This is a genomic window from Providencia huaxiensis (assembly GCF_002843235.3).
GTDB lineage: Bacteria > Pseudomonadota > Gammaproteobacteria > Enterobacterales > Enterobacteriaceae > Providencia > Providencia huaxiensis.
Window position 1 is genome coordinate 3,364,924 of record NZ_CP031123.2, and the last position, 18,320, is coordinate 3,383,243.

Genomic DNA, 18,320 nt, shown 5'->3' on the forward strand with positions numbered 1-18,320 from the left:
TCTTTGATTGTTTTTACATGGCAGGCTTTAACTTAATTATTGCAGTCGCTGTTATGTTTATTTTTGCTTTTCTAAAGTTATACGTTCCAATTCCGAGGTGCTGAAATTGCTCTCTTGTGTTTTGCATCTACACTTTCTATTAGCGAACGGAACTATTTGATATTTTAAGTTTTATAATAATATCAACCACAGTAATCACTAAAAAAACAAACGGACTTGACCATCCAAATTATGAACCTTAAGGCGTCCAACATGGCAAACATAGTTAAGTTAATGAAGTCATTATTTTATATGACATTAATGCTCTTTATTTATGGATTACCAGTGCATGCAAATGAGATGAAGGAAACAGAATCATGGGTAAGCTGGGGGGAGCAATCCATCAGTCTGGGTAGCCCTCCAATTTATAGCTTTAAAGCCAAAAGTGATGTAAAAGTGAGAAATAACGAAAGGCCTCTATTGGTAGACGTCTATCTACATAATATGAAATACCAAGGGCCCAATTACGACCAGACACGAGTCCGAGTAACCGCATCAGCTAAACACGTGATTTCTGGAAAATTGATGCGACAAGAATCAAATGAAGTATTTGGAAAAATCAAAGAATTTAAAACTCGATTTGAGTTCCCTGCTATCCGCTCAGGGGATTACGAAATCGAAATTGAAATGATAAAAATTGAATACCTCGATGATAACTATCCTGTCTGGTCCTTCGTAATTAAAGGAGCTGATAGCCGAAAAGGAACTTCATTCATAGCAGGACAAGCTGCCTATGAAGCTAATCGAATTCATTTAGCGGCATCAGATGTACAAAAGACTAAAAAGGCAGGTCAATACGTTTTCGGTCAAAGAAAAGATCATACAGATTATTATGAGGTTCCTGTCATTCTCGGGTCGGACAGTTATACAGTTAGACTGACCGGTAGCCTTCTGATGATCCCTAAACTCATTGATAGAGTTCGCTATGTATACCCGCATCTGCTAGGAGATATGCATAAGGGTAAGTCTGAGCGCTGTGAATACAACGCTTACGCTACCGTAGATTATCAGCATCAAAACGCTGAAATCTATACGCCGTATGAAGCCTGGCAAGAACTTGATGGCCCTTTAGTGGCACTAAATGCCAATTTCTTTGATATCCGCAAGCAAGCTGCGCAAACCAACTGGAAGATGAATCGGTGTTCATCTCCAATGGGTATGTATTATGACAATGTAACAAAAGGGCCAACTCAAGGTACTCATAATTCTCCAAATAAATATCTCGCGGGCTTGCCTTATTTTATAAACCCTAACAACTATAAATCTATCAAACTCGATACAATGCTTTGGCTCGATGATGTTTATTCACATCGCATGCTGATCCATGCAGACTCACTGGAAGCAAAAAATGTCGAACAACAGATGAAAGAGTTAGACCGTGATGGATTCAAATATATTGCTGTTTCCGGTGTGGGGATTAACGACCGAATAGAGGATCCTTCTATTACCCCATCATATGCAGAAAGAGGGTTGGGTAGAGTGGCGATGAGTTTTAATGAAGATGAAAATCTGATTTATATCTATCAAGGAGGAGACGTAGATGATGGCCTAGACCGTCGTGAGCTATATGGCCTGTTCAAAGCATTACATGTAGATAATGCAATTGAGTTCTCTGGTGGCCCATACGCTGCTATCGCAATCAAAGATGATAGTTTCACTGTTTATGGTGGAATAAGAACAAAATCTTCTTGTCCTGATAACCGTGTATGGTGTTCAGCACCTACAAACGAAAATGGGAAACCTGGCGCAACACCTGCATGGTTAGGCATTTCAAACCGTTAATTTCCGCTCAACCCGAAGAAATGGCACTGTATTCGCTATGCAGTTTCTTCACCAACGGCTAAACCGACGATACGAGCTACCCACCCGTAGCTCGCTACAAAATAGACGTTCTAGGTCATATCAAACCAATCAAACTGAGGTACCGTAGAGTTAACAACCATCTCCTTAAGGAATGGTTTAATGCAGACCACAAAAAAGGATAGTTTTTAGCTATCCTTTTAAGTAATTATATGATGTGACTAATAATTAGTGTACGCGATCTTCAGGGTCGATATCGTCACCGTCTTCGTCGTCATACTCTGCATCTGGGTCTTCAAAATACGTGCCCCAACCATCATAGTTGATGCCCATTTTCTCAGCCAGTTTCATTAATTGCTCGACCTGTGCGTCAATCAGTTCTGCATTTAATGCACTTTCACTAATCACATCACAGCACATCAGGGTTTCACCCGTCTCAATTTCGAGCTCTTCCGCATCCGTGACTTCATAGCCTAGTTTAAAAGCTTCAACAGCCGCTTTTTCTAACAGCGCAAAGTTGTCCGCAGAGAAATGATGCTCAATCGCATACAATGCATCTGGATCGCTGCCATCTTCCAGTAATTCTTCGATAATTAAGCGAGTTTCTTCGTACTGCGCATCGAGTTCAGCTTTATCTACCATATCCACACCCCTTTTGTTTCTTTGTCGCTCATCTTTCTTTGCGCCATTCTCCCATACGGTTGACAGTGAAACCATATATTTAAAGATAATTTCTTTTACATTGGGGGTTGATTTTGAATTTTTATGAATATAAATTGAATATTAATTCAAAACAAAAAGGCTGCCAATTATGAATCCCCTATATAATAAACCTTTTCTAAGGTTACTTGATTTTACTTCTAGCGAAATTCATTCACTTTTAAAACTCTCTTCTTGGTTAAAATCAGAAAAAAAAGCGGGCACAGAACAGCCCCTCCTTTCAGGTAAAAACTTTGCCCTTATTTTTGAAAAAGATTCAACACGGACACGCTGTGCATTTGAAGTTGGCGCATTTGACCAAGGTGCTAGAGTCACGTATTTAGGGCCTTCCGGTAGCCAAATTGGCCATAAAGAAACCATGAAAGATACCGCTCGAGTCTTGGGCAGGATGTATGACGGTATTCAATACCGTGGATTCGCCCAAAACACAGTAGAACTCTTAGCCGCGCACTCGGGAGTGCCTGTATGGAATGGACTAACTAACGAATTCCATCCCACACAGTTATTAGCCGACCTGCTGACCATCCAAGAACACCGACCAAATACGCCATTCTCAGACATTAAATTTGCCTATTTAGGTGATGCGCGTAACAACATGGGTAATTCGATGCTAGAAGCCGCTGCACTCACAGGTTTAGATTTACGCCTTGTTGCGCCAAAAAGTTGCTGGCCAGATGAAGACTTAGTGAAAACTTGCCAAGCACTAGCTCAAAAAACGGGGGCAAAAATCACACTCACAGAAGATGTCGCCGAAGGTGTAAAAGATGCTGATTTTATTTATACCGACGTGTGGGTATCGATGGGCGAAGCCAAAGAAGTATGGGCACAGCGCATTAATTTATTGAAGCCATATCAAGTGAATATGGATGTAATCAAGCTTACTGGTAACCCGAATGTGAAGTTCTTACATTGCTTACCTGCATTTCATAATGAAGACACCACATTAGGTGCTCAATTAGCTAAAGAATTCAATATGTTTGGCGGTTTAGAAGTCACGGAAGAAGTCTTTGAATCACCTTATAGCATTGTCTTTGACCAAGCAGAAAACCGCTTACACACCATCAAAGCGGTAATGGTGGCGACATTAGCGCCAGAGCTTCCTATTAATATTTTTTAATATTTATCCCCCTCAACTCAATCAAATGAGTTGAGGGTAACCTATCATTATGGACGTTCACCTTTTGCCAAACGCTCATTGATACAATCAATAACTGATGGTAAATCAGCCAAAGTATCAATCACATAATGAGCACCAGCGGCATACAATTTCTCTGCAGCTTGCTGTTTCAATAAATTCACCGCATCAATCGACATCCCTTGATATTCTTCCCATGTTTTACCGAATTCATTACCCGAAACCGATAGCCCGATGCTCCACATCCCAGCATTGCGCCCTTCCTCAATACCAGGAACAGCATCATCCACTTTGATACAAGCAGAGACGGACCCCACGCCTAACTCAATGACATTCTGTAAAGCCATCCAAGGCCCCGGACGCCCACCAGCAAGTAGGTCATCACTCGCGACCCAGTAGTCGGGTTGGTAACCCAACGCCTTTGCTGCAGGAACTAATTTTTCCATCACGGCACGGGGGTAACCTGAACAAGAGCCAATCTTAATATTTTGGCTGCGTAATGTATTGATTGTGTCGACAACGCCAGCGATTGGTGCTGCAAAATCGACAACATTAGCAATTTGCAATGGCATAAAGGCCGCATAGATTTTATCAATGTCCTCACTGTTCATTGAACGACCAAATTTTGCTGTCCACAACGTATCAACTTCTGGTAATTTTCCTAATGCTTCAATATGTTGCCATTTACCCAGCCCCATAGGAATGCGCGCTTGAGCCAGTGTGATATCCATATCAAACACCCCTTTAAACGCTTCAATAAAAATTTGAGTGGGTGCAAAAGAACCAAAATCTACAGTGGTTCCCGCCCAATCAAGAATAACGGCTTCAATACGGTTCATTTCTTTTCCTTATATTTCCCAGTAAATGGCTTTTTCTATTGCTACCAGCAATGCATCAATGTCTTTTTCATAAACTTCACCAATGTTTCCAATACGAAAACAGTCGCTTTGCGAGACCTTGCCCGGATAAATGACAAAGCCTTGTGATTTTAAATTTTGATAAAATTGCTTAAATTGGTAATCAGGCGAATTTGGTGAGTAAAATGCGGTGATAATCGGCGAATGGAGGCTATCTTCTAACAGTGTGGTAAAACCTAATTTACGCATACCAGACACCAACTTGTATTGATTCCCCTGATAGCGTTGAAAGCGAGCTGCCACCCCGCCTTCTTGAGCTAACTCCTTGAGCGCTTGGGCAAACGCTAATACGGTATGAGTTGGAGAAGTAAATCGCCATTTACCTTGAAAATCTTCCATACAACGCCACTGCGCATATAAATCTAGCGATAATGAACGAGAGCGCCCCTTACAACGTTCAAGCGCTTCGGTACGGGCGATAACAAAAGCAAACCCCGGAACCCCTTGAATACATTTATTTGCTGAACTAATTAAAAAATCAATGTTAAGCTCAGCAATATCCATGGGGACCCCGCCAAAACTACTCATTGCATCCACGATATAGCGTTTTTGATATTGCTTCGCTAATTTCGCGACTTTTTCTATCGGGTTTAAAATCCCTGTCGTGGTTTCACAGTGCACCATCGCAATATGCGTGATCGGGTTATCCTGTTGTAATATCTGCTCAATCTGCTGTAGATCAGGCAGAGACACTTCACCACAATCATAAATACAATGGGAAATTCCTAAACCTTGAACCATTTCTGCCATTCGAGCACCATAGGCGCCATTACTGATAATTAAGATTTTTTCTTTAGGGCCAATTGCACTGCCTAGAACAGCTTCAACCGCATAACTCCCACTTCCCTGCAGTAACACCGACGAATACCCTTTTTTGTCGGTTGCCAGTGCGACTAACTGTTGGCGGATGTTTTGGACAACACCTAAATTGTAATCATCATCCCATGTACAGCTATCAAACAGCATGGCTTCCTTCACCGTTTTAGACGTCGTAAGCGGCCCCGGTGTTAATAGCAAATAATTGTTGTTTGTCATTCAATTCACCTTTGGTCTATACCAGATTGCTATTATAATGATCGTAGCCCGCCCAAAAGGTCAAAGGAAAAGTGCGTGTGAAACAAAAAATTCATATAACTATGTATAATATGGCGGAAACAATAATAGGAAATAACCATGAAATTATCCGCGGATGAAACCCCACAATACCTGCTTATCAAAGCCCAATTACAGGAAAGGATTCAAAATGGCGAGCTAAAATGTGGTGATAAACTCCCTTCAGAACGCGAACTTTGTGCTATTTTCAATACCACACGCATCACTATTCGCGAAAGTTTGGCACAGTTAGAGTCCAGTGGGGCAATTTACCGCTCTGAGCGCCGCGGTTGGTTTGTCACACCTGAGCGTCTTTGGTTGGATCCAACCCAAAATACCAATTTCCATAAACTTTGCCTCGAACAAGGTCGCCAACCAAAAACAGTTTTATTGGATGGAAAAGTTATTACCGTTCCTCTCGAGGCTATGGATCCGTTAAAACTTCAATCATTTGAACAAATTTATTTACTCACCCGCCTACGTTTTGCTGATGACAGGCCCGTTTGTTACTGTGAAAACCATTGCTTACCTGCTCGCGTTCCCGAGCTATTGCGCCATGACCTCAATGGCAGCCTGACGGAGGTATACCAAACTCATTTCAATTTAATTTATACCAGTATGCATTTGTCTTTCTACCCAACGGCAATGCCGGCTCAAGCTGCGCAAGCACTGGGCGTTACGGTTGGTCGTCCAGCCCTATTGTTGCAGCGTTTAAACTATGACCAACATGGGCGAATTTTAGATTATGATGTTGAATATTGGCGCCATGATAGTTTGCGCATCGAAGTCGATACTTTGTAAGCATTTTTGCTTATAAAAATAATTTTAGCTATTTAGCTGTATTTCATCTTTTTGTCATATAAACCCGTTAGCGTAAAAAGCATCTGGTATATACCAGAATTCATTTTACCTTAACAGGAGAAAACCATGAAACGCACCTATTTAGCAGGCCTATTAATGGCAGCCTTTTGCTCTACCTCTGTTTTTGCCGCTGATGTTGTTACTGTTTACTCCGCTGATGGGCTGCACGATGGCAACAACAGCTGGTATAAAAATCAGTTTGAGGCATTCACCAAGCAAACAGGTATCAAAGTACAGTATGTTGAAAGTGGTTCAGGGGCGATAGTTGAAAGGCTCTCTAAAGAGCGTACCAATCCACAAGCGGATGTACTCATCACTGTTCCGCCATTTATCCAACGTGCAGCAAAAAACCAATTATTAGCTGAATTTATCCCCGAAGCTGCGGCTAATATTCCTAATTCAAACCACTATTACACACCGTTGGTCAATAACTACCTGACCTTTATCTATAATGCCAAACTACTTAAATCCCCACCTGAAAACTGGAGCGCCTTACTCGATCCCCGCTTTAAAAATAAACTGCAATATTCAACCCCGGGACAAGCTGGGGACGGTACCGCAGTAATGCTACAAGTTTTCCACAGTTTTAATGGTAAAGACGCAGGGTTTGATTACCTCGGCAAATTGCAGGCTAATAACGTTGGCCCATCAGCTTCCACCGGTAAGCTCACCGCACTTGTCAATAAAGGGGAGCTTTATGTCGCTAATGGCGACTTGCAAATGAATTTATCCCAAATGGCACGTAACCCTAATGTCCAAATTTTTTGGCCTAAAGATGCCAATGGAGAGCGTAGTACGCTGGTTTTACCCTATGTTATCGGCCTAGTTAACAACGCCCCCGAAACAGAAAATGGTAAAAAACTGATTAATTTCCTTTTGGATAAACCCTCACAAAGCCGTGTCAGTGAGCTTTCATGGGGCATGCCTGTCCGTTCCGATATCACCCCATCCGATAAACAATATCATACGGCTCTTCAGATGTTAGAAGGCGTGAAAACTTGGCAACCTAATTGGGATGAAGTTGAAGTTTCCCTATCCGATGATATTTCACGTTGGCAAAAAGTCACTGACGGTGAGTAACTTAAGATGTTGATGAAACGAAAAGTCACTACAGTAATTCAGCAAACCGAACACTCAGGGATCACATTAGAGTCTTTGCGTGTCTCCTATCATAATAATGTCGTGCTTAAGCCCCTAGACTTAACCATCGAACCTGGGGAAATATTGGTGTTGATTGGCCCATCAGGTTCAGGGAAAACCACGGTACTGCGTGCTATTGCAGGGTTTGCACAACCTGATAGTGGGCGCATTTTACTCGGTGATACGGATATCACCCACCTTCCCCCGTACCAACGCGGGCTTGGTATGGTCGTGCAAAACTACGCACTCTTTCCCCATATGAAAGTGGAAGAGAATGTCGCATTTGGCTTGCGAGCACAAAAACAACCCAAAGCACTGATTAATGAACGAGTCGTTGAAGCCCTTAAAATTGTTGGAATGACGGATTACGCAACTCGCTATCCACATCAACTTTCAGGGGGGCAGCAACAGCGTGTTGCGATTGCTAGAGCGATTGCCGTAAGGCCGAGAGTTTTGTTACTCGACGAGCCGCTTTCCGCACTAGATGCGCAAATTCGTCATAATATGGTCGAAGAAATCGCCCGTTTACACCGCGAACTGCCTGAATTGACCATCCTTTATGTCACTCATGACCAAACTGAAGCACTCGCACTTGGTGATAAGATTGGCATCATGAAAGAGGGCTATTTAGTCGCACATGGTGAGAAAAATGCCTTATATCACCGCCCGCCCAACCGCTTTGCGGCTGAGTTTTTAGGCCGAGCCAATATTCTAGCCGCTACCGCGCTTGGTTTTTCAACAAGCCCCGGGAAAGTGAATGTCAGTTGTGGTGGAACATTGCTGGAAGCCCATACATTAGGTATGAGAGCGGGTACACACAAATGGGTGTGCATCCGCCCGCAACACCTCACTCTATTGCCAAATACCAATACCACTAATCAGCTACAAGCCACATTAACGTCTATTCGCTGGCAGGGGGATTTAACCCATTTAATTTGTGATGTTGCCGGGGAAACCGTGAGTGTTGCCGTTACCCATTTGGCCTCACCACCTGCAGTAGGCGATAAACTCACTTTATGGTTTTCACCTGCGGATACCGTTTTAATTGAGGAATAACATGTCACATATTAGCGTGCCAAAAGGTTCATCAATAACGATAAAGCCCATTTATTGGATATTGCCCCCATTATTGGTGTTAATTACGCTGTTTTTTTATCCCTTATTGTTGATAGCACAGCAAGCACTGCAAAATGAGGCGGGAAAATGGGGGCTGGACGCATTTTGGCAACTGATTGAGTCAAAACGCTTTATTAATGGGTTATGGAATACGCTCTATATCGCCATTTTGGCCACGTTAGGCTGCCTTGTGATAGGGAGTGTTTTATCGCTGATCTTGGTGTTTGTTCCTTTCCCTGGAAGCCGTTTTATTACTCAAGTGATTGATACTTTTATTGCTCTACCGACTTTTTTGATCACCCTCGCTTTCACCTTTATTTATGGTTCTGCTGGGCTACTCAATGGTACTTTGATGGCATTGTTTGATTTCGAGTTGCCACCCGTAGAGTTCCTTTATTCAATTCATGGCGTGATCCTAGCAGAAATTACCGTTTTTACCCCTTTGGTCATGCGTCCTCTCATGGCGGCACTGCGCCAAATAGACAAGAGCCAGCTAGAAGCCGCAAGTATTCTAGGCGCGCATCCTGCACGGGTTATCGCGAAAGTCATTTTCCCTGCGGCACTTCCCGCTCTACTAGCCGGTGGCAGCCTGTGCCTACTGTTAACCACCAATGAGTTTGGCATCGTGCTATTTATCGGGGCGAAAGGCGTCAATACCTTGCCAATGATGGTCTACAGTAAAGCGATATTAGAGTCAGATTATGCGGTGGCATGCATGATTGCCTTAATTAACATCCTGCTTTCACTCGGGTTATTTTTCCTATACAGAATAGCGACCACTCGCCTTGGGGTAAGGAATTAATTATGTTGATTTGGTCTAAAAAAGGGCGAGCCACAGCTACTATCATTGCTATCAGCTTATTTGGTTTATTATTTTTACTGCCTTTAGTGATGATTTTAATGTCGAGTTTCAGCCGACAATGGAATGGTATTTTGCCTTCAGGGTTTACTTTTGAACATTTTGTGAACGCGTTTAGTGGGCCTGCTTGGGATGCCATATTATCGAGCCTAGTGGTTGGTTTTAGCGCCAGTCTATTTGCGTTGTTTTGTGGGCTTTGGGCTGCGTTAGCATTAAGAAGACACAGCGGGAAAATACAAAAGTGGCTGAGTATCGCATTTTATCTCCCCAGCGCCATTCCTTCTGTTTCTATCGGGCTTGGGATCCTTGTGGCATTCAGCCAAGGCTATTTACAGATGAACGGTACCTTTTGGATTGTATTTAGTGCCCATTTCGTGTTGATTTCTGCCTTTACGTTTAGCAATGTTTCCACTGGCTTAGCGCGTATTTCTCCCGATATTGAAAATGTTGCTTTTAGCTTAGGCGCTTCCCCTTGGTATCGCCTCTGCCATGTGACCTTACCACTATTGATGCCATGGATGATTTCAGCATTAGCATTAAGCCTATCACTGTCCTTAGGGGAACTTGGTGCCACAATGATGTTATATCCCCCCGGTTGGGCCACTTTACCCGTATCTATTTTCAGTTTGACCGATAGAGGCAATATTGCAGATGGTTCGGCACTGACGATTGTGTTAGTTTCAGTAACATTATTCCTAATGTTTAAACTCGAAAAAATAGCAATAAAATTAGGGCAAAAATAAATACCAAGCCAGATAAAAACCCATCATGGGTTTTTATCTATTTTCTCATAACTCTAAAGTTTATTAACGATAATACACTCACATCAACACTATTATTTAATTTAAAATTAACAAACTATATTCTTAAAATTAAATTAGAAACCAATCATAAAAAAACACGCAGATTACTTAAGTAAAAAAACATAGCTATTAAAATATATAACTATTAAATAAAATATATTAGCTACGTATTTACCCCCAAACACTTAAATATGATAAACCGCCACGGTTTAAAAAAAGAGTTTTAACTCAAATTGAAATTCAAAAGCAAGATTAAATAGTTATTTAATCTCCATCTATTTAATAGAATTAATATATTTATTAGAATATAAAACTTCTCAAAATCAATAAAAGGATTTTTATTATGCATTTGCTAAAAAAAAGTGGTTTAGCACTCTTACTGTGTGTGTCTTTACCTGCTCTATCCGCCGTTCAAAATATGCCAATCAATATCAAAGGGACGTTCTCAAACGTGACCCAGCCTTGTAATGATACCAAGCTTGAAAATACAACAAATTTTGGTGCTATCAATACATTAGAAAAAGTGGGTGATGAAACCGCATACCGTAACTCGGGTTATTTAAGTTTTTCATGCGAATTCCCTGCAGATGCGAAACTCACTTTCGTCGCCAACAATGCGCCAAATTCACCTGAAGCATTTAAAACCTCAAGTGATGCATTTGGTGTGAAATTAAAATATAACAGCACCGAAATTAAACCTGGTCAATCTGATGATATTAAAGTAGTTAAAGGCGGAAATACTATTTACTTCTATACCAGTGTTGCTCGTTTATCCGCAAATGGCCCTAATGACTTTGGTAATCACACTTTTGATATTACTGGTAACTTAGCGATTACTTACCAGTAACAGATAGAAAAAAGATATTCGTGGCTGAGCAAGATTATTCCTCAGCCACACAATAATGGTTTAATAATATAAAAATAGATAAAGCATGATTTATCATTTGAGAAATACTATGAATTATGTCCCCCCTTTAAAAGCATTATTACCCTTCGTATTATTATTCGGCACGGTTTCTATTTCTCAAGCGGCGACACAAAATATGCCTATTCATATTAGTGGCTCCTTTTCAGCAACAACTGCAATATGTCAAATGTCGAGTAATACAATATCGAGCTACCGTGCATTGTCCGTTGAGAGAAATGGAAATATAGGTCAAGAAATCGCACCGCATAAAATTGAGCTCAATATTGATTGCAATATGAACGCCAAAGCACAATTATCCTTTAATACTCCATCAACGCCTTATTCGAGTAATTTATTTCAAACTTCCAGTAATGCATTCGGCGTTAAATTAAGCTGGCAAGGGGAACCTATTTCCCCTAATGAAAGCGTTGCCATTACCATGACTCAGAATCAAAAAAATTACTATGTCGATGCAGTCTTAGTCAGAGTTGCGCCAAATGGGATTGGAGATTATGGCGAACACTCGTTTAATATTGCTGGAAACTTAGCGGTAGATTACCCATAGATACTGGCTGGTTTCTACTATCGCTCAATTTTCCGTCATCTTGTTGATTTTTCCACTTTTATCTCATCGTCTAGTTTTTGTACACAATAGAAACGTAAATGCAAAAATAAAAAAAATGTATTTTTCTTTATGCAAACGCTTGCGTCATGGAGTGAGATGCGTATAATGCGCCACAATTTGCCGGGAGAAACTATGAACGCTGCTGCTCTATTTCTTACAGAGAACACCTCCACTGCACTGCCTTCTGGCGGTCTGGACAGCCTGTTTTTCCCCTTCTTATTTATAAAAAAGCCCCTCAATGAGGGGCTTTTTTTTGGCCTATAGACCTAATATGTCTTGCTGACACAGGAGAACAACAATGCCGAACCCTTTATACCACCGCGATATCATCTCGATTAATGATTTAGACCGTTCAGACCTTGAGTTGGTACTTAAAGTCGCTGCTTCATTAAAAAAACAGCCACAACCAGAGTTTCTAAAACATAAAGTCATCGCAAGTTGTTTCTTTGAAGCCTCTACACGTACACGTTTGTCATTCGAAACGGCAATCCACCGTTTAGGTGCTTCTGTTGTTGGTTTCTCTGATAGCACCAACACTTCACTCGGCAAGAAAGGCGAAACTCTGGCAGATACCATCTCTGTCATCAGCCAATACGTGGATGCAATTGTCATGCGCCACCCCCAAGAAGGTGCCGCGCGTCTTGCTAGCCAGTTTGCAGGCCAAATCCCTGTCATTAATGCAGGCGATGGATCAAACCAACATCCAACACAAACGTTACTCGACTTGTTTACTATCCAAGAAACTCAAGGTCGTTTAGAAAACCTGCAAATTGCCATGGTCGGTGACCTAAAATATGGCCGAACTGTGCATTCCTTAACCCAAGCACTGTCTAAATTTGAAGGTAATCACTTCTACTTTATTGCTCCTGAAGCGCTTTCAATGCCAAACCATATTCTGCACATCTTAGAAGAAAAAGGCGCAACCTACAGCCTGCATAATAATATTGATGAAGTGATGCCAGAACTCGACATTCTGTATATGACCCGCGTACAAAAAGAGCGCCTCGACCCTTCTGAATACGCGAATGTTAAAGCGCAATTTATTTTAAGTGCCGCAGATCTCCATTGTGCAAAACCGAATTTAAAAGTCTTACACCCACTGCCTCGAGTTGATGAAATCGCGGTAGATGTGGATAACACACCGTATGCTTACTATTTCCAGCAAGCAGGAAATGGGATTTATGCAAGGCAGGCATTGTTATCTCTGGTTTTAAATAAAGAATTGGCTATCTGAGGAGGAAATTACCATGACACACGACCATAAATTACAAGTTGAAGCAATCAGCCACGGTACCGTTATTGACCACATTCCTGCTCAAATTGGTTTCAAGTTACTAAAATTGTTTAAGCTAACAAAAACAGACGAACGCATCACGATTGGTTTAAATTTGCCATCAAGTAATCTAGGCAAAAAAGACATTATCAAAATCGAAAATACCTTTTTAACCCCAGAGCAAGCTAACCAATTAGCTATGTATGCCCCTGAAGCCACCGTTAATCGTATTGAAGATTACCAAGTGGTAGAAAAGCTTGAGCTCACACTGCCTCACTATATCGACAACGTGTTAATTTGCCCAAATAGCAACTGTATTAGCCATAATGAGCCCGTATCAAGCAGTTTCCGTGTGAAAAAAATCGGCAAAGAAGTCGCACTCACGTGTAAATTCTGTGAAAAAGAGTTCGATAGAGACGCTGTGATCAATAACCAGTAAGTTATTTTTGCGTAGACTGCGGTGTTGTCTAGGTGCAATCCATGTTTATAATAGTGCCTAACACCCCATAAAGTTATACTCAACATCATACCAAACTACAGAAACCGCTGTGGCTTGCCATATGACGAGTATTTTCTCTTTACGTGATGAAACGGAGTAGTTATGTCATACGAAATCAATACAGAAAACGCACCAGCAGCGATCGGTCCTTACGTTCAAGGCGTAGATTTGGGTAGTATGGTTATCACATCAGGGCAAATCCCTGTTGATCCTAAAACCGGTGAAGTGCCTGAAGATATCGCAGCACAAACTCGCCAATCACTGGCTAACGTAAAAGCAATTTTAGAAAAAGCTGGCTTAAGTGCGGCTAATATCGTGAAAACAACGGTATTTGTAAAAGATTTAAATGACTTTGCGACCGTGAATGCAACCTACGAAGAATTTTTCAAACAGCATAATGCACCGTTCCCAGCTCGTTCTTGCGTTGAAGTTGCTCGCCTGCCAAAAGACGTGAAAATTGAAATCGAAGCAATCGCAGTACGTAAATAACGATTAATTCGAGCCAAACACCCCATCCTTTGAGTGGGGTGTCTTTCATTACTGTCTACCTCCGATACAGAATAAATTCCCCGTCACAGTAGTCATTTTCATGCTTTGCGAATAAAGAAAATCACATCTCTTTTTTATTTAGATCACTGATATGAATACTAGCAACTGAAAAGATTTATTTCCTCTGCGCTTTTGATATTCATACAAATTATTTTTTTCCTTGTTTTAAATCAAATAGTGGTGATCTAAAAAAAAGCAAAATCCCATATATTGTGCTTTAATTACACAAGATGACACAACATATAGTATTTATTCACATTTTATCCACAGATTAGTACCCGTGATAAACATGGCGAATAGCTGAAGTCGCATTGTGGATAACTTAACAAGGAGAATGCCCGTGGGAACGGTTGTTATAAAAAGAGATGGTTGTCAGGTCGGTTTTGACCTTCCACGAATTCAAGAAGCCGTTAAACGTGCAGCGGCTGCTGTGAATGTTAAGGATGACGATTATTGTCTTCAGGTTGCTTCTGCTGTTACAGAGCAACTTTGCAGCCGTGACCGAGTGGATATCGCTGACATTCAAGATGCAGTTGAAAACCAGCTGATGGCCGGGCCTTATAAAGACTTAGCCCGTGCTTACATTGAATATCGCCACGATAGAGACAGCGAACGTGAAAAACGCAGCCAATTGACGCATGACATTCGTGGGTTAATCGAACAAAGTAACGTCTCTTTACTCAATGAAAATGCCAATAAAGACAGTAAAGTGATCCCGACACAGCGCGATTTACTCGCGGGTATTGTCGCTAAACACTATGCAAAACAACATATTTTGCCGAGAGATGTCGTTATTGCACACGAACGAGGCGAAATTCACTATCATGACCTCGACTATGCACCTTTTTTCCCGATGTTTAACTGTATGTTAATTGACCTTGAAGGTATGTTAACGAATGGTTTTAAAATGGGAAATGCAGAAATAGAGCCACCAAAGTCTATTTCAACGGCCACTGCCGTCACAGCACAAATTATCGCCCAAGTTGCTAGCCATATATATGGCGGTACGACAATTAACCGTATTGACGAAATCTTAGCGCCATATGTCGCAATCAGCTATGAAAAGCACCTAAAAGTCGCCAAAGAGTGGGGAATTGCAGATGCGGAAGGTTATGCACACAACCGTACAGATAAAGAGTGTTATGATGCTTTTCAATCCTTAGAGTATGAAGTCAATACACTTCACACCGCAAATGGCCAAACCCCTTTTGTGACCTTCGGTTTTGGCCTTGGAACGTCTAAAGAAGCGAGGCTCATTCAGCAATCAATTCTGAAAAATCGCATTGCCGGCCTTGGCAAAAACCGCAAAACAGCCGTTTTCCCGAAACTCGTATTTGCAATTAATGATGGCCTAAACCACAAATTAGGTGACCCTAATTACGACATCAAACAACTCGCTTTAGAGTGTGCGAGTAAGCGCATGTACCCTGATATTCTTAACTACGATCGCGTTGTTGATGTGACTGGGTCATTTAAAACACCTATGGGTTGCCGCAGCTTCCTTGGCGTCTATGAAGAAAATGGGCAACAAATTCATGATGGGCGCAACAATTTAGGCGTTATCAGCCTAAACTTGCCTCGCATTGCTATCGAAGCGCAAGGTAATGAAGATGCATTTTGGGCATTACTGGATGAACGTCTAGCAATTGCCAAAAAAGCCTTAATGACCCGCATTGCCCGTTTAGAAACCGTAAAAGCGCGCGTCGCGCCAATTTTGTATATGGAAGGCGCCTGCGGTGTTCGGTTAAAAGCTGACGATAACGTTGCTGAGATCTTTAAAAACGGACGTGCGTCTATTTCCTTAGGTTACATTGGGTTGCATGAAACCATCAATGCGCTTTTTGGCACACAGACTCATGTCTATGATGATGAAAAATTACGTAAAAAAGCGGTCGAGATTGTCAGCCGCTTACGCCAAGCCACTGATGAGTGGAAAGCCCAAACAGGCTACGGTTTCAGCTTATACAGCACACCAAGTGAAAACTTGTGTGACCGTTTTTGCCATATCGATACCGCTGAATTTGGGGTGATACAAGGTGTTACCGACAAAGGTTACTACACCAACAGCTTCCATTTAGATGTTGAAAAACAAGTCAATCCTTACGATAAAATTGATTTTGAAGCCTCTTATCCAGCTATCGCGAATGGTGGGTTTATCTGTTACGGCGAATATCCTAACTTACAACATAACGTTAGAGCCTTAGAGGACGTGTGGGACTACAGTTATCAACATGTGCCTTATTATGGGACTAACACTCCAATTGACGAGTGTTATGAATGCGGTTTCTCGGGTGAATTTTCTTGTACTAGCAAAGGCTTTACCTGCCCTGCTTGCGGCAATCATGACACAAATAGAGTTTCTGTCATTCGTCGAGTTTGCGGTTATTTAGGTAGCCCAGATGCCAGACCATTCAATGCAGGAAAACAGGAAGAAGTGAAGCGTCGTATCAAGCACTTAGGTAACGGCCAAATAGGTTAATGCTATGAATTATCACCAATATTATCCTGTTGATGTGGTCAATGGCCCAGGAACTCGCTGTACGCTGTTTGTCGCAGGCTGTGTTCATCAATGCCGTGGTTGCTACAACCAAAGTACATGGCGAGTGGATTCAGGCATACCATTCACCCAAGAAATGGAAGACCAAATTATCCAAGATTTGCAGGACACGCGAATCCATCGGCAAGGGCTTTCCCTTTCAGGCGGAGACCCGCTGCACCCAGCCAATTTACCTGCGGTGCTCAAGTTGGTAAAGCGCGTAAAAGCAGTTTGCCCAGATAAGGACATCTGGTTATGGACAGGATACACATTGGGTGATTTCACGCTTGAACAGCAAAAAGTGGTGAGTTTTGTCAATGCCGTGATTGACGGCAAATTCGAGCAAGATTTACATGACCCGCGCTTAATTTGGCGCGGTAGCTCGAATCAGGTAATCCACAGACTGCGTTAAATTTGCCGTTCCCAATATAGTTTGGTACCAAAACCTAATTTGTTATCCACCATTTTGACATTCTGCAAGTGAAGCTGCCAAACAGGCAGTTTCGCTGCTATTGCCACAGGAAAACGACGGCAGTAGAAACCGCGAGAGAGCTGTGCTTCCTCACTTTCTAATATTTTAATTTCACCTGTAAATTGAATACCTTGTATTGCATTCACAGCTTTGGTCTGTGCCGATATTGTGCCAGCAACCTGTGGGTTAGCCACCATCAATTGCCCATGTTTTGAATTTGGATCTGTCATTAAAATCAGGCACATCTTTTTCGCATCAAATGCATAGTAACAACTGGCAGGCCAGATATCATTGTTATGGTGAGCAAAAAGGGAAAAAACGTGTTGGCGGGCAATATAGCGTTGGATGTGTTTTAACGTTTGTTCAGGCGTCATAGCGGTTTCCATATAAACCCGTTCAGAACAAGCTTTCAGGGTATTCCCCTTAAGCTTGCTTAAACTGTTCTGAACGTAGGCATAAAATTCGCTATTACTATACTCTAACTAGCTGAAATATTAACCTAAATGTTTTTAGACTTATACGCCAACTAAATTCGAGTATTTATTCTAAATAATTCGAGTTGTAGCTAGGCGGCAAGTGAACGAGGCGCTAGGAGCATACATAAGTATGTGACTAGTGCGGATGAACGCGGCCAACAACGCTACGGCTCGAAGTATGACGAGTAAATATGACGAATAAATTTATTTGTAGATAGCCGCAGTACCACTCATGCTATTCTCACCGCCAGCTGAAATCACACGGAATGAAGTCGCACCAGCTTCATCAGCTTTTTTGGCCAATTGTGCGGTCAGGTCATTAACACTTACCGCACCAGTTACTGATACATAACCTGTTGCAGGTTGACTAGTATGTTGAACTTCTTCAGCGGCCATTGAACCAAATGAAACAGCACCTAAAGCCAAAGCAGCAGCAAATAATGTTGATTTTTTCATTGTACATTCCTTCTTGTAAACTTGATTTTTAGTTGGGATTTTTAC

20 protein-coding genes are annotated in these 18,320 nt (G+C 41.7%); 15 read left to right on the forward strand and 5 right to left on the reverse strand.

Annotated features, from left to right (window positions below):
• The first annotated feature begins 252 nt into the window (after positions 1-252).
• Entirely contained in the window at positions 253-1,821 is a 1,569-nt protein-coding gene (locus tag CYG50_RS17130) for a hypothetical protein (RefSeq protein WP_102138178.1), read from the forward strand.
• A gap of 246 nt (positions 1,822-2,067) precedes the next feature.
• On the opposite strand, the gene rraB is transcribed toward CYG50_RS17130, so the two are convergent.
• Complete coding sequence (gene rraB, locus CYG50_RS17135) at positions 2,068-2,481, reverse strand: ribonuclease E inhibitor RraB (protein ID WP_004907524.1); 414 nt, start codon at positions 2,479-2,481, stop codon at positions 2,068-2,070.
• 169 nt (positions 2,482-2,650) lie between these two features.
• Between rraB and argF the strand changes: the two genes are divergently transcribed.
• The gene (gene argF / locus CYG50_RS17140) at positions 2,651-3,676 is read left to right on the forward strand and encodes an ornithine carbamoyltransferase (RefSeq protein WP_102138179.1); all 1,026 of its coding nucleotides are present in this window, start codon (positions 2,651-2,653) and stop codon (positions 3,674-3,676) included.
• A 47-nt stretch (positions 3,677-3,723) separates the two neighbouring features.
• On the opposite strand, the gene phnX is transcribed toward argF, so the two are convergent.
• On the reverse strand, positions 3,724-4,533 hold the full coding sequence (gene phnX / locus CYG50_RS17145) for a phosphonoacetaldehyde hydrolase (protein ID WP_102138180.1): 810 nt from the start codon (positions 4,531-4,533) through the stop codon (positions 3,724-3,726).
• Positions 4,534-4,542: 9 nt separating this feature from the next.
• Positions 4,543-5,646, reverse strand: a complete 1,104-nt coding sequence (gene phnW / locus CYG50_RS17150; protein ID WP_102138181.1) for a 2-aminoethylphosphonate--pyruvate transaminase — start codon at positions 5,644-5,646, stop codon at positions 4,543-4,545.
• A gap of 138 nt (positions 5,647-5,784) precedes the next feature.
• On the opposite strand from phnW, the gene phnR reads away from it, so the two are divergent.
• The 13 genes from phnR to nrdG all read left to right on the forward strand — a co-directional run bounded on the left by phnR (position 5,785) and on the right by nrdG (position 17,283).
• Positions 5,785-6,504, forward strand: coding sequence for a phosphonate utilization transcriptional regulator PhnR (gene phnR / locus CYG50_RS17155; protein ID WP_102138182.1), 720 nt, complete (start codon positions 5,785-5,787; stop codon positions 6,502-6,504).
• A gap of 126 nt (positions 6,505-6,630) precedes the next feature.
• Positions 6,631-7,644: a 2-aminoethylphosphonate ABC transporter substrate-binding protein gene (locus CYG50_RS17160; protein WP_102138183.1), complete on the forward strand. Its 1,014-nt coding sequence runs from the start codon at positions 6,631-6,633 to the stop codon at positions 7,642-7,644.
• A gap of 6 nt (positions 7,645-7,650) precedes the next feature.
• Complete coding sequence (gene phnT / locus CYG50_RS17165) at positions 7,651-8,760, forward strand: 2-aminoethylphosphonate ABC transport system ATP-binding subunit PhnT (RefSeq protein ID WP_102138184.1); 1,110 nt, start codon at positions 7,651-7,653, stop codon at positions 8,758-8,760.
• Position 8,761: 1 nt separating this feature from the next.
• A complete protein-coding gene (gene phnU / locus CYG50_RS17170) occupies positions 8,762-9,622 on the forward strand; it encodes a 2-aminoethylphosphonate ABC transporter permease subunit (RefSeq protein ID WP_102138185.1) in 861 nt (286 codons plus the stop codon).
• Positions 9,623-9,624: 2 nt separating this feature from the next.
• Positions 9,625-10,422 (forward strand): 2-aminoethylphosphonate ABC transport system, membrane component PhnV, encoded by a 798-nt coding sequence (gene phnV / locus CYG50_RS17175; RefSeq protein ID WP_102138186.1) that lies wholly within the window; start codon positions 9,625-9,627, stop codon positions 10,420-10,422.
• A 403-nt stretch (positions 10,423-10,825) separates the two neighbouring features.
• The gene (locus CYG50_RS17180; RefSeq protein ID WP_102138187.1) at positions 10,826-11,329 is read left to right on the forward strand and encodes a fimbrial protein; all 504 of its coding nucleotides are present in this window, start codon (positions 10,826-10,828) and stop codon (positions 11,327-11,329) included.
• A gap of 109 nt (positions 11,330-11,438) precedes the next feature.
• The gene (locus tag CYG50_RS17185; protein ID WP_102138188.1) at positions 11,439-11,954 is read left to right on the forward strand and encodes a hypothetical protein; all 516 of its coding nucleotides are present in this window, start codon (positions 11,439-11,441) and stop codon (positions 11,952-11,954) included.
• Positions 11,955-12,146: 192 nt separating this feature from the next.
• Positions 12,147-12,278, forward strand: a complete 132-nt coding sequence (locus tag CYG50_RS23275; protein WP_256372920.1) for a hypothetical protein — start codon at positions 12,147-12,149, stop codon at positions 12,276-12,278.
• Positions 12,279-12,312: 34 nt separating this feature from the next.
• On the forward strand, positions 12,313-13,248 hold the full coding sequence (gene pyrB, locus CYG50_RS17195) for an aspartate carbamoyltransferase (RefSeq protein WP_102138190.1): 936 nt from the start codon (positions 12,313-12,315) through the stop codon (positions 13,246-13,248).
• 13 nt (positions 13,249-13,261) lie between these two features.
• Positions 13,262-13,726, forward strand: coding sequence for an aspartate carbamoyltransferase regulatory subunit (pyrI, locus tag CYG50_RS17200; protein WP_102138191.1), 465 nt, complete (start codon positions 13,262-13,264; stop codon positions 13,724-13,726).
• 162 nt (positions 13,727-13,888) lie between these two features.
• Positions 13,889-14,275 (forward strand): 2-iminobutanoate/2-iminopropanoate deaminase, encoded by a 387-nt coding sequence (gene ridA / locus CYG50_RS17205; protein ID WP_004907508.1) that lies wholly within the window; start codon positions 13,889-13,891, stop codon positions 14,273-14,275.
• Positions 14,276-14,675: 400 nt separating this feature from the next.
• On the forward strand, positions 14,676-16,814 hold the full coding sequence (gene nrdD / locus CYG50_RS17210) for an anaerobic ribonucleoside-triphosphate reductase (RefSeq protein ID WP_102138192.1): 2,139 nt from the start codon (positions 14,676-14,678) through the stop codon (positions 16,812-16,814).
• A gap of 4 nt (positions 16,815-16,818) precedes the next feature.
• Entirely contained in the window at positions 16,819-17,283 is a 465-nt protein-coding gene (nrdG, locus tag CYG50_RS17215; protein ID WP_102138193.1) for an anaerobic ribonucleoside-triphosphate reductase-activating protein, read from the forward strand.
• On the opposite strand, the gene CYG50_RS17220 is transcribed toward nrdG, so the two are convergent.
• Together CYG50_RS17220 and bhsA are read right to left on the reverse strand one after the other, a co-directional pair.
• On the reverse strand, positions 17,280-17,717 hold the full coding sequence (locus CYG50_RS17220) for a YhbP family protein (RefSeq protein WP_102138262.1): 438 nt from the start codon (positions 17,715-17,717) through the stop codon (positions 17,280-17,282). The genes nrdG and CYG50_RS17220 overlap by 4 nt on opposite strands.
• A 306-nt stretch (positions 17,718-18,023) precedes the next feature.
• Positions 18,024-18,275: a multiple stress resistance protein BhsA gene (gene bhsA / locus CYG50_RS17225; protein ID WP_102138194.1), complete on the reverse strand. Its 252-nt coding sequence runs from the start codon at positions 18,273-18,275 to the stop codon at positions 18,024-18,026.
• Positions 18,276-18,320 lie beyond the last annotated feature (45 nt).

Coding starts and splice junctions, on each gene's coding strand:
- CYG50_RS17130 (WP_102138178.1), top strand. CDS start 253: ATGGCAAACATAGTTAAGTTAATGAAGTCATTATTTTATATGACATTA.
- rraB (WP_004907524.1), bottom strand. CDS start 2,481: ATGGTAGATAAAGCTGAACTCGATGCGCAGTACGAAGAAACTCGCTTA.
- argF (WP_102138179.1), top strand. CDS start 2,651: ATGAATCCCCTATATAATAAACCTTTTCTAAGGTTACTTGATTTTACT.
- phnX (WP_102138180.1), bottom strand. CDS start 4,533: ATGAACCGTATTGAAGCCGTTATTCTTGATTGGGCGGGAACCACTGTA.
- phnW (WP_102138181.1), bottom strand. CDS start 5,646: ATGACAAACAACAATTATTTGCTATTAACACCGGGGCCGCTTACGACG.
- phnR (WP_102138182.1), top strand. CDS start 5,785: ATGAAATTATCCGCGGATGAAACCCCACAATACCTGCTTATCAAAGCC.
- CYG50_RS17160 (WP_102138183.1), top strand. CDS start 6,631: ATGAAACGCACCTATTTAGCAGGCCTATTAATGGCAGCCTTTTGCTCT.
- phnT (WP_102138184.1), top strand. CDS start 7,651: ATGTTGATGAAACGAAAAGTCACTACAGTAATTCAGCAAACCGAACAC.
- phnU (WP_102138185.1), top strand. CDS start 8,762: ATGTCACATATTAGCGTGCCAAAAGGTTCATCAATAACGATAAAGCCC.
- phnV (WP_102138186.1), top strand. CDS start 9,625: ATGTTGATTTGGTCTAAAAAAGGGCGAGCCACAGCTACTATCATTGCT.
- CYG50_RS17180 (WP_102138187.1), top strand. CDS start 10,826: ATGCATTTGCTAAAAAAAAGTGGTTTAGCACTCTTACTGTGTGTGTCT.
- CYG50_RS17185 (WP_102138188.1), top strand. CDS start 11,439: ATGAATTATGTCCCCCCTTTAAAAGCATTATTACCCTTCGTATTATTA.
- CYG50_RS23275 (WP_256372920.1), top strand. CDS start 12,147: ATGAACGCTGCTGCTCTATTTCTTACAGAGAACACCTCCACTGCACTG.
- pyrB (WP_102138190.1), top strand. CDS start 12,313: ATGCCGAACCCTTTATACCACCGCGATATCATCTCGATTAATGATTTA.
- pyrI (WP_102138191.1), top strand. CDS start 13,262: ATGACACACGACCATAAATTACAAGTTGAAGCAATCAGCCACGGTACC.
- ridA (WP_004907508.1), top strand. CDS start 13,889: ATGTCATACGAAATCAATACAGAAAACGCACCAGCAGCGATCGGTCCT.
- nrdG (WP_102138193.1), top strand. CDS start 16,819: ATGAATTATCACCAATATTATCCTGTTGATGTGGTCAATGGCCCAGGA.
- CYG50_RS17220 (WP_102138262.1), bottom strand. CDS start 17,717: ATGACGCCTGAACAAACGTTAAAACACATCCAACGCTATATTGCCCGC.
- bhsA (WP_102138194.1), bottom strand. CDS start 18,275: ATGAAAAAATCAACATTATTTGCTGCTGCTTTGGCTTTAGGTGCTGTT.